10 protein-coding genes are annotated in these 11251 nt (G+C 48.0%); 7 read left to right on the top strand and 3 right to left on the bottom strand.

Annotated elements, in window-relative coordinates:
* Window positions 1-442 precede the first annotated feature (442 nt).
* The 7 genes from ACJMM9_RS06810 to ACJMM9_RS06780 all read left to right on the top strand — a co-directional run bounded on the left by ACJMM9_RS06810 (window position 443) and on the right by ACJMM9_RS06780 (window position 6359).
* Window positions 443-802, top strand: coding sequence for a hypothetical protein (locus ACJMM9_RS06810; RefSeq protein ID WP_405324976.1), 360 nt, complete (start codon window positions 443-445; stop codon window positions 800-802).
* Window positions 789-2609 carry a hypothetical protein gene (locus ACJMM9_RS06805; RefSeq protein WP_405324973.1) on the top strand — a complete coding sequence of 607 codons (1821 nt, stop codon included), beginning with the start codon at window positions 789-791 and terminating at the stop codon, window positions 2607-2609. The genes ACJMM9_RS06810 and ACJMM9_RS06805 overlap by 14 nt, the downstream gene beginning before the upstream one ends.
* A complete protein-coding gene (locus ACJMM9_RS06800) occupies window positions 2602-3864 on the top strand; it encodes an ATP-binding protein (protein ID WP_405324970.1) in 1263 nt (420 codons plus the stop codon). The genes ACJMM9_RS06805 and ACJMM9_RS06800 overlap by 8 nt, the downstream gene beginning before the upstream one ends.
* The gene (locus tag ACJMM9_RS06795) at window positions 3830-4057 is read left to right on the top strand and encodes a hypothetical protein (RefSeq protein ID WP_405324967.1); all 228 of its coding nucleotides are present in this window, start codon (window positions 3830-3832) and stop codon (window positions 4055-4057) included. Before ACJMM9_RS06800 ends, ACJMM9_RS06795 begins: the two co-directional genes overlap by 35 nt.
* 53 nt (window positions 4058-4110) lie before the next feature.
* Window positions 4111-4440, top strand: coding sequence for a transposase (locus ACJMM9_RS06790; RefSeq protein WP_405324964.1), 330 nt, complete (start codon window positions 4111-4113; stop codon window positions 4438-4440).
* A gap of 17 nt (window positions 4441-4457) precedes the next feature.
* Complete coding sequence (locus ACJMM9_RS06785; protein ID WP_405324961.1) at window positions 4458-5306, top strand: IS3 family transposase; 849 nt, start codon at window positions 4458-4460, stop codon at window positions 5304-5306.
* 72 nt (window positions 5307-5378) lie between these two features.
* Window positions 5379-6359 carry an NAD-dependent epimerase/dehydratase family protein gene (locus ACJMM9_RS06780; protein WP_405324959.1) on the top strand — a complete coding sequence of 327 codons (981 nt, stop codon included), beginning with the start codon at window positions 5379-5381 and terminating at the stop codon, window positions 6357-6359.
* A 91-nt stretch (window positions 6360-6450) separates the two neighbouring features.
* Here the strand turns inward: ACJMM9_RS06780 and hisI are convergent, their stop codons facing one another.
* From hisI to ACJMM9_RS06765, 3 genes are all read right to left on the bottom strand, one after another.
* Window positions 6451-6801: a phosphoribosyl-AMP cyclohydrolase gene (hisI, locus tag ACJMM9_RS06775; protein ID WP_073424020.1), complete on the bottom strand. Its 351-nt coding sequence runs from the start codon at window positions 6799-6801 to the stop codon at window positions 6451-6453.
* A gap of 46 nt (window positions 6802-6847) precedes the next feature.
* A complete protein-coding gene (locus ACJMM9_RS06770) occupies window positions 6848-8119 on the bottom strand; it encodes a glutamate-5-semialdehyde dehydrogenase (RefSeq protein ID WP_405324956.1) in 1272 nt (423 codons plus the stop codon).
* 138 nt (window positions 8120-8257) lie between these two features.
* Window positions 8258-11089, bottom strand: a complete 2832-nt coding sequence (locus ACJMM9_RS06765; RefSeq protein WP_405324953.1) for a sugar-binding domain-containing protein — start codon at window positions 11087-11089, stop codon at window positions 8258-8260.
* Between the last annotated feature and the right edge of the window lie 162 nt (window positions 11090-11251).

Raw genomic sequence — 11251 nt, 5'->3', positions numbered from 1 at the left:
TGTTTTGATGCACAACCGAGTTCCACCTGGTGTGAAAACGACTTCCACCTAGGAACTTTCGTACGCGTCTCATAGATTCTCCGACACAAACTGGACGGCGTAAGGTGCCAATATTTGCCGAAATTCGGCAAGAATCGGCAAATGTCGCACTGGATACCGTCTGTAAGGATAACAGATGATGTCTGAAGTCGAACTGCTGGAACCTATGGCCGAATCGACGGTCTATTAGGGTCAGCTAGTGGAACTTTTGTTTGCCCCAAGATGGAAACATACCGTGCTTTTCTACATGGAGTAATTTCGGATATCAATATTTCGGAGGCTCTAGAATGCCGTTTTTGAATCAAAAAAGCCAAATCATTTTGCGGATTTCGGAAAAATTTGCGGATTTCGGTATTTATCCGCGTTTTTCGGAGCTGTTTTTCGGAATTAGGAGGCGCCCCTAATGCAAAAAGCAAATCCAAAAACCAGATGTACAAAACGTAATCTAAGTAAGTCTACAGATGTTTGTAGGTGCTACAGTGAACTGCAATGTGCCTATGCGGATGTCTTGCAAGCATCTGATGATGTGGATTCGTTCACTTGCAATATGCCTCTGCAACTTGAAATTGGTGATTATACATCCGATTTCTATATACAGTTGATTGACGGCTCATTTAAGGTTCGTGAATGTATAAGCCGTAAGCATCTTGTTAAACCGATGACTGTACGATTATTAGACGCCTCTAGGGAATACTGGTATAAGCATGGTGTGACAGACTGGGGACTTGTCATCGAAAAGGAGGCTGATAATGCTCAAAACTAACGACCTACTGAAACTGGATAGTGTAATATACCGAGTTCTCGCATGTTGTGAAGATGGACGAATCCTAACAATCGATTGTACCCATGTAAGAGCTCCTAAGTATATGTATGCAATCGAATTAGATGGCGCAATATCCATTTCCGAAGTTGAGTTGCGGACCGAAACTGGGCGAATCATTTACGAACATCTAGATCCAAAACAAGAACAAGAGTGCAACCGACGATACGCTCGTATCTCCCCTGCTCTGATGTTCTTGAACGATGCCCGAAAAAGGTATGCCGTTTTAGCGGAAACGGCCTGTTCATTACACATGTCTCGCCGTCAACTTAAAGATGACCTTAATCTTTACCTAGTCTACCAAAACAAGGCTGTTTTTGCGCCTCGCTTGCGTGTAAACACAGACCTCAGCATGGATGAAAAGAACATGCGCTGGGCCATCAATAAATATTACTATACACGATTTGGTCGAAGTATACCGGAAACATATTTAGCGATGTTGAAGGATCGATATTGTGATTCGAACGGTTCTATTTTCCCCTGCCATCCATCCATTCATCAGTTCCGGTACTTCTTCAAGAAAACACGTAAACTGCAAACGGAGTACATAAGTCGGCGAGGTGTGAAGGATTATCAAATGAACCATCGCCCATTACTAGGTTCTGGTGTGCAACAGTTCTCCCCTGCTATTGGGACTGGTATGCTGGATTCGACTGTTTGCGATATCTATTTAGTAGATTCAGCCAAACACGTCGTTGGGAGACCGTTGTTGACCGTATGCGTTGACGCTTATAGTTCAATTTGTACAGCCTATAGCTTATCCTGGCAAGGAGGCATGTTCTCTATCCGAAACATGCTTTTAAATGCTGTGACCGATAAGGTTGAATGGTGTAACCGATTTGGGATTCATATAGATTCTCATGAATGGGATTGTCAATCACTCATGACAACATACATCACCGATAAGGGGTCAGAGTTTACAAGCTCGAATTTCGAACAGTTAAGTGAGTTGGGTATCACAATCATCAATTTACCTGCTTTTAGGCCTGAGCTTAAAGGCACCGTGGAAAAATTGTTTTGCCTTATTCAAGAATCATTCAAGCCATATCTTAAGGGGCATGGTGTTATCGAGACCGATTTTCAGCGTCGTGGTGGCCATGATTACCGCAAAGATGCTTCATTGACACTCGAAGAATTTGAAAAGGTCATTATTCGTGCCATAATCAACTACAATACGAAACGTGTACTGGCTAGTTTTCCGTATACACGTGAAATGTTGGATAAACGGGTCCCGCCATATGCGGCAAGCATTTGGAACTACGCCAAGTCGATAAGTGCTGATGGATTAGTTGTAGTTGACAAGAAACGTCTAATGCTCATTCTATTACCACGAACCAAAGGCAAATTTAGCCGTAAGGGCTTGGTCGTAAATGGCCTCCGATATCATCATGACGGTTACATTGAGCATTACCTTCGTGGCGACGATGCAATTGTCGCGTATAATCCAGATAACACGTCATCGGTATATCTAGTGACTGATGACTACTGCGAGTTTTCGCTGATTGAAGCCAGGTTCGCAGACATGAGCTTCGACGAGAAGGACCGCTTTGTTAAGGACATCCGATGCTTTGTGGGTGGATTCCGAGCCGAAGCGTTACAAGGTAAGATTAACTTAGCGAACGATATTGAGGCTATTGTCGCCAATGCAGGGCATGGCGCTGCAACAAACATCAAAAATATACGCGAAACGCGTGAAATTGAACGCGTAGATACACATAAGGATTTTGTCAAGGAGGCTGCTAATGGCTGATTTTACGAGCTACCTACCTCCCCTACTAACCGGAATCGACTTACATGAAGCATTGAGCCACTTCCCAGAATATACCGCTGAAGTACGATTATTGTCTGCTAGCGAGCGACTGATGCGACTAACGGATATTTATCGAATTTTTGCACCAACAATGATGTCTACAGATATCTATCATAAGTTGTACACTATGACGTATATGAGCCTAACGCAAAAAGGGAATATCATCAATAGTGTAAGGCAATTAAACGCCGTTAATCGCTGGATGTGTAACAGTGAATACAATGGTGTTATTACAGGCGCAACCAGCGGATCACTTATTGGACCGTCTGGGGTTGGTAAGTCAACTTGCTTGCAGCGAGCCGTCAAACTACTTGGTGGTGTTATAGAACCACATGGAACTTGTCATAAGATTATTCCAGTATTGCTAATCAACTGTCCATTTGATTCAAATTATAAGGGGTTACTTAGTCAGATTATTGTAGCCGTAGATGAAGCTTTAGGCACAACTTATTACGATAGTGTTGGAGGCAACAGAGCAAATAGTCAACAGCTCCTTGGCCTTGTTGCTCAGATTTGCCATCTACATATTGGGACTTTAATCGTAGATGAGATTCAGTTTGTCATTGAACATCGTGCTGGAAAACAATTATACATGATGTTAGTGCAGCTGATTAACATGAGTGGCATCAGTATATTGCTTGTTGGAACTCCCGAATGTACGGATTTCTTATTACAAGCTCCTCAGATGGCTCGTCGCTCGGTTGGTCTACAATATGGACCTATGCAATATAACGAAGATTTTCGGAAGCTTTGCTCTGTATTGTACAGCTATCAGTATGTCTCCAACGCATCTGTCTTTAATGAATCTATTGGATGCTGGTTGTATTCCCATTCCGGTGGTGTTCCTGCATCAGTTATTGCATTAATCCATGATGCCCAAGAAATCGCCATAACGCGTAATATCGAGACCATAGGAATCGAAACTTTGACTACAGCCTATAACGAACGAATGAAAATGCTTCATCGGCATATATCGCCTAATTTACAGCCAATGTTACGTCAAACTACAAAGCTTAAACGAGAACATTTGCCTACACCCAAGGAAGTGTCCTTGCACGTAGCCGTAACTAGGACTATGGCCGATGTCGTTGCGGATTATAAATGTACTCGTAATGACTTGATAGACGGCTTACGTTCATTGTTTAGTGTGGAAGAAATCGATGTTAGCGTACATGCCGAAGATTTACCCAGATGAACTGATTTTTAGCTGGCTTTCTCGATGGGTTGGTCATTGCGGTTGTTCTGTGATTACGCGATATCGTGCTATGAGCACTGAATTTGCTGTAAAATTTGACGAAGACATCAAGGCTGCATTATGTAGCCAATATGGTGATATTGATGCTTTCCTTTGGAAACACACAATGCTCCTGGACTATGCAGGAGTTTAATAAGAGGGTAGCGTAACTACTATATTCATTGCACATCCCCAAAAGGTAAAGCAATGGCAAAAATCAACTACAATTCTGAGACAAGGGAACAGGTTATCAAGCTGGTCCTGAAAGGCGAAAAGTCCGGGAACCAGATTGCCCGTGAACTCGGGATTGGCCCCAATACGGTTAGCCGTTGGGTCAAAGGATATCGCAAGGAACACGACATGCCGAGCTACAGCGAGGAACGGCGTATCCGTAAGGTGTCCGTCGAGGAACTCGCCGCCAAGAACAGGGAATTAGAGAAACTACTCAAGAAGCGAGAAAAGGAACTCGCGGACGAGAAGGAGACGGTAGAGATCCTAAAAAAATCCCTGCACATCTTTATGCGACCACACGACTGAAATGCGAGGTAATCCACATGAACCGCAAGAAATACTCAGTCAGGAAGATGTGCAAGGCCCTGGGAATACCGCAGTGTTCCTATTATCAGTGGTCGCACCAGCAGGAAAAGCGGACCGAGAAGAAAGCCCGCGAGGAGTCCCTGGTGAAGACCGTCCGCAATACATTCGAAGAGAACAATCGTGTGTACGGTTGTCCGAAAATGTTGGCGGCGCTCCATGCCAAGGGTGTCGAAATAAAGGAGTGGAGGCTGCGTCGCATCATGCGCGAGAACGGCCTGTATCCGGTTACGCTCAAGAAGTGGAAACCCTACCGCAAGGGAAAATGCGACTCCATGTACAGCGAAAACCTAGTGCAGCGTCAGTTCAATCCAGAACGGATGAACGCTATCTGGGCGGGCGACATCACATACATCAGGACGGCGTTTGGTTGGGTGTATCTTGCAGCGGTTATTGACCTGTGCAACAAGGAGGTCGTGGGATACGCCGTAAGCAAGAACATAGACACGGAACTTGTCAAGCGAGCGCTGTCCAATGCCATCATTAAACGGGGCCTCCATGACGGGCTTATTTTCCATTCCGACCGTGGAGTTCAATACAGCAGCATGGGTTACCGCACTATGCTTTCGGAAAACGGGATAACGCCCTCCATGAGTGCGCCGGGTTGTCCATACGACAACGCTTGTATGGAGAGCTTCTTCGCAAGCTTCAAGAAGGAGCAGGTCTACAGGCGAAACTTCAAGGACCTCGAAGATGTGCGTGAAGCCGTTTTCAGGTACATCGAACTGTTCTACAACCGGAAACGGTTGCACAGTTCTCTCGGTTACATGACTCCGGTGGAATATAGACTGTCGAAACAGGCCGCTTAGCAGTCGATGGTATACCATTAAACGAGAAAAAAGTATATACTTTAACTAAACCGGTAATGAATATGGCCGTTCATGCACCCGCTATTAAAAAGGCTACAAATCCATATCGTTGTTACTGGGGCAACGGGACTTATCGGTTCTTCGTTAATTTATTGCTTGATAGCGTTGCAGAAAGGTATAAAAATAATTGCGCCGGTTCGTAACCTTGCCAAAGCAAAAGAGAAATTTTCTCCGGAACAATTAAAGTGCATTCGGTTGATTGAATGTGATTTAGTTAAGTTTGATTACGATTCTTTGGGCGATGTCGATTATATTGTCCATTGTGCGGCTCCGACTGCAAGTAAATTCTTTGTTGATCACCCTGTAGAAACCTTCTCCATCATTTATGAAGGAACAAAGGTTCTTCTGGATTATGCCGTGCGGCACAAGATAAAGGGCTTTGTTTATTTGTCTTCGCTTGAAGTCTATGGCGAAATAAATGATGACTCCAAAGCAGTTGATGAACGTGCCCAAGGATATCTTGATCCTTTGTCGGTGCGTAGCAGTTATCCAATGGCAAAAAGAGCTGTGAAAAATTTCTGTTGCCTTTATGCGGCACAGTACGGTGTGCCGGTCAAGATTGCTCGCTTGACGCAGACGACAGGTGCGGGCATTGCAAAGGATGATAACCGTGTAATAGCCCAATTTGCTCGCCTTGCTGCGAACGGACAGGACATTGTCCTCCATACATCGGGCGAATCTGCTAGGCCATATTGCTATACGATGGACAGCATATCTGCGATTCTCTATATACTGCTTCGTGGAAAACCTGGTGAAGCCTATAATGTTGCAAATGAATCTACCTACATATCGGCTCGTGGAATGGCGGAATACTTGCAGAAAATCTTCAATCCGTCAATCAATGTAAAAATTGAAATTAACGAGAACATGGGCTATGCACCAGCCTCGAAATTGCGTCTTTCCTCGGCTAAATTGCGTAGCCTGGGATGGGAACCCCGGTATGGATTGAAGGAGATATTTGAACGGTTGATTGAGTATCTGGGGGAGAACTGACTGGCTCTTGCCAGTTTTGTAAAAATTCAAAATTGATTAAAAAAGCCTAGCTTGCGTATGCAAACTAGGCTGAAATTTTTTGAAGCGTTGCTTATTTTTCGCACTTCTTGAAGAAGCAGCTGCGAGCGCCTGTGTGGCAAGCGACCTGCGGACCCTGCATACGCACCTTGAAAAGCAATGCGTCGGAATCGCAGTCGGCAGCCCATTCGACGACCGTCATCACGTTTCCGCTCGTGTCGCCCTTGTGCCAGTATTCCTTGCGGCTACGGCTCCAGAAAACCATTTCGCCGCATTCATGCGTACGGCGGAGCGCTTCTTCGTTCATCCATGCCATCATCAGCACGTCGCCTTTGTCGGCGTCCTGAACGATTGCCGGAGCGAGCTTCACGCCACCAAATTCCACTTCGAACTTTACTTCTTTAATCAAATCTTCGAACTTCATCTTTCGTCTCTCGTCTGTAGGCGCAAAGCGCCGTTCTTTCGTCTAATTATCCGCGAACCTGTCCATTGCCACGGAGAATCCACTTGTAGCTGCAGAGGCTTTCGACACCCATCGGGCCACGAGCATGGAGCTTGTCTGTAGAAATTCCCACTTCTGCACCGAGGCCGTATTCGCCACCGTCTGCAAAGCGCGTGCTGGCGTTCACCATGACGCTGCTGCTATCAACGTTTGCGACAAAGTAATCTTGCACGGCGGTGTCTTCAGCAACGACTGCTTCCGTGTGGCGGCTGCTGTTCTTTTCGATGTGGTCGCAGGCTTCTTCGACGTTATCGACGAACTTGACGCTTGCCTTGAGAGCGAGGTATTCGTGATGATAGTTGCTGTCGTCGCCGATGTCCTTGATGCGGCTGTCGTGCGATTGGGCGTCCTTGTTGCCAAAGAGTTCCACTCCACGGTCGGCGAGGCAATCAATGAGCTTCTTGACGTTGGCATCATCGATATGACGGTCGATAATCACGCATTCCATGGCGTTGCACACGCCTGTGCGCTGCGTCTTGGCGTTGATGAGGATGTTCACGGCCTTTTCGATGTCGGCGGACTTGTCCACGTACACATGGCAGATGCCGTTGAAGTGCTTGATGACAGGAATCTTGCTCTGTTCCACGACTGCACGGATCAAGCGTTCGCCACCGCGAGGAATCACGAGGTCGAGGCAATCGTTGCGCTGCAAGAGCATGCCCACGAGATCATGGCTCGTTTCGGTCACGAGCTGCACTGCATCCTTGTCAACGCCATTTTCTTCAAGCGCCTGGTGGAAAATCCCGGCGAGGCACTTTGCGGAGTTGAGCGATTCCTTACCGCCACGGAGAATCACGGCGTTGCCAGCCTTAAAGCAAAGGCAAGCTCCATCAATCGTCACGTTCGGGCGGCTTTCAAAAATAAAGAACACAGAACCTATCGGCACAGCGACACGGCTAATCTTGATGCCGTTCTTGAGTTCGCGCGATTCGAGGATGCGACCGAGCGGGTCGGTAAATGCGGCGATTTCTTCGGCACCCTTGGCCATCGATTCGATGCGGGCGTCGTTCAAAGTCAGGCGATCCATCTTGGAATCGTCGAGCTTGCCGGCGGCAGCTTCGAGGTCAATTTTGTTAGCGGCGAGGATTTCCGGCTTCTTTGCACGGAGGAGTTCTGCAACACGTGCGAGCACGGCTGCGCGCTTTTGTGCGCTCAATGTACGGATTTTCTTGCTCGCGTTCTTTGCGTTGTTGGCGAGCTCGTCAGAGTATTTTTCCAAATTAACGTTATTCTGTGTCATAATAAGCAAATATAGAAACTTCTTTTGCTGTCATCCCGGCCTTGTGCCGGGATCGCCTTCTTGTGTTGCTTGACTTAATACAAAAAGTCCCGCGCAGGGCGGGACTCTTGTAATTACGTTTGAACTGTGCCGAACCAATTACAGCAAGTTCACGATTGCCGTGAACAGAGCATCCGAAAGGGCGTTCGTTTCCAAGCCTTCAATCACGCTGAACTGGTTGAACATGATCTGGCCCTTGCCAAACGGCACGAGCTGCAGGTCCACACCCGTCTTGATTTCGCCATCCTTGAGCGTCACGGAACGTGCATAAACCTTAGCGCCAGCGAGTTCGTTCAACGAAATGCCCGGCATTGCCGATGCGGAGTTGTGGTCGAGAACGCCGTTGCCGCCGAACACAGCGAGGAGCGGGGAATCCTTCGGCAAGTAATGCAAGCTGAATTCGTTTGCGCCTGTGGTCCAGTGGGCTTCAATCTTGTTTTCGAAGTTGTGGCTCTGGTTCAAGAGGTCGATATCTTCAGTCGTCATATCGGAGAGCAACAATGTCTTGCCGCCGTTCTTCGTGACTTCGATAATCTTTTCCAGGATTTCATCCGGCCAAGAACTCAAGTTTGCAGTGAAGATAATTTGTTCAGAACCATCGAGGGCGGCGAGAACATCGCTTGATTCATCGTAGTTATCGAGGAAGCAAACCTTGCTCATGGCGTCCTTCACGTCGGCCTGATCAATCACGATCAAGTCTTCATAGCTGGAGTGGACTTCCTTGCCGCAATCCTTGAGCGTAAGCTTTATCTTGTACAAACCAGTGGCGCGCGGGGCCATCAATGTGCAAATGCCAAGCTGCGTAAGAGTCTTCTTTTCAGCCGGTTCTTCGGGCATGACCTTTTGCGTGTTGATGACTTTGTCCTTAGCGTCGAGGAGCGAAACTTCGATTTCCACGTCTTCCAGGCGGCTGTTGTTCAAAAGCGTAAGCTGGAAGCTGACTTCGCTCTGCGGCGTGACAACGTGTTCCAGTTCGCTGATGAGCACTCGGCTCGGAACCGTGATTTCGCGGGCAAAATTCTGGATGCCCTTGGACTTTCTGTTTTCATCGGTGAAACCGCTGAAGTCAGTTCCGTTGTCGGCCCACTGGTCAATGAAGAAACCTGCAATCTGCGGGTTGCTCTGGAATGCGGTGATCTGGTCGTACTTGCTCTTGAGCGCGATGCGGTAGACATCGGCGTTGAACGATTCGAAGTTTGGCCAAATGGAGAGCTTGTTGTCGGCGACGAATGTTTCCACAGACTTGAATTCGTTCTTGATCGCCTTCTGGCTCTTGACGCTGCGAGGACCGGCAATGGTGGTTGCGCGCTTCGGGAAGAGCGTGTTGTTCTTGAGCGTCACCAGGACCTTGTTTTCGATGTCGTTCAAGATCGGTTCTTCTTCATCCTGGAAGTGGCTGTCGCCAAGACCTGTATCTGGCACCATGAGTTCCACGTCTTCCTTGTCCAGCATGTGGGCGAGGTAGTGCGTGTAAGCGGCACTCGGGTTTAAACGCGGGTTCACGCGCATCGTGGCGTACTGCGAAATGCGGTCGATGGAGACCGGAATGATCTTGCCCGTATCCTTGTGGAAGTTGGCCTCGTTGTCGAGGTAAATGCTGTTGAAGTTGCTGATGGCCGGGCGGCAGGTGTCGATCGGGCTAATCGCGTTCAAGAGCTTGTTACCGTTCTGGAGCATGAACGTTCCGTTTTCGGAACCGAGAATCCAGGCGGCAATACACGGATGGTTGTGCTGGTCACGCACCATGTCGTTGATGAGCTTCTTCGTGATTTCGAGGCCTTGTGCGGTCGAACGCATCGTGTGGATCGGGAATTCCTGGAATACGAACAGGCCTATCTTGTCGCAAATGTCGAGAGCCGTGCTGCTGAGCGGAGCGCCGCAAGAACGGATGACGTTGAAGCCTGCTGCTTTCACTGCGTTCAGGTCCTTTTCGAGAGCCGGGTTCTGGTCAGTCCAGAGGCCACCTTCGCTCCACTGCTGGTTGTAGCTTACGCCCATGAGCTTCACGATGGAGTCGTTGATATAGTAGTCGCCCTTGAGGCAGTCGAACTTACGGAAACCGAAAGTCTTCACGACAGGGAAGGTGTATTCCGGGGCCTTGCCCTTCGCGCCCTTGATTTCAAGCTGCATTTCGATCGCAAACAGGTTCGGACGTTCCGGACTCCAGACGCACTTGTCCTTCTTCCAGTCCTTGATGCCGAGCAAGAACTTCTGCGTGGCGTTTTCCTTTTCGAGCTTGATGTCCTTGAAGTATTCGTAAACGTCGCCGTTCGGGTTCTTCATGAGGATGCGGAGGCGGGACTGGTAACCGCGCGGGTTGTTGAAGAAAGCTTCGACAGAAACGCGTTCCTGATCCATGTCCGGTTCAACGTGAATATCGGAAATAAATGCGGCGTTACCGAGAATCAAGTCTACGTGACCGCAGATACCGCCGTACGGATACTGCGACCAGGGGAGGCCAACCGGCATTTCTCCCGGGTGGGCATAGCGGTCATTTGCGCCTTCCTTGCTTTCGCGACCGAAGTCGATGCGGCTGTTTGTGGCACCCATGTTGGCAACGCGGATGCAGAGGATGTTTTCTTCGCCGAGCTTGATGGCCTTCTGCGTTTCAATGACAAAGGACGTGTAGGCGCCAAAGTGGTCGCCCAAAAGCTTACCGTTAAGCCAGATGGTGGCGTGCGTTGCGATCTTTTCAAAGCGGAGGAAAATGCGCTTCGTGACCTGCTTTTCGTCGTCGATCGTGAATCTCTTGAAATAGAACGCGCAGTCCTGAGCCATCAAAAGCTTGTCAAAAGCTCGTTCCCAAATGTGGGGGACGCTAACAGTTTGAGTTTTTTCAGGATACGTTGCATACCAACGATTGGAAATGCCGGTGTCTTCAGTGTCCCAGATCATCTGCCAATCGCCATCAAGGCTAATAATTTTGCTCATTAAAAGAACCCTTTATAAAATTCCGAAGGAAAGATAGCAAATTAGCCATTTGTCGATAGCCGTAAGTCTTTGCAAAATGCCTCGATTTTCACACACTCGTCATCTTGACGCCTGTCATCCTCGAAGCGAAGCGTAGGGGAACCATAATTTCTCGTAAATGCA

Origin of the sequence: Fibrobacter sp., from assembly GCF_045112255.1 — a bacterium.
GTDB lineage: Bacteria > Fibrobacterota > Fibrobacteria > Fibrobacterales > Fibrobacteraceae > Fibrobacter.
The sequence above is the reverse complement of the archived record's forward strand: the minus strand, read 5'-3'. Positions and strand labels throughout refer to the sequence as shown.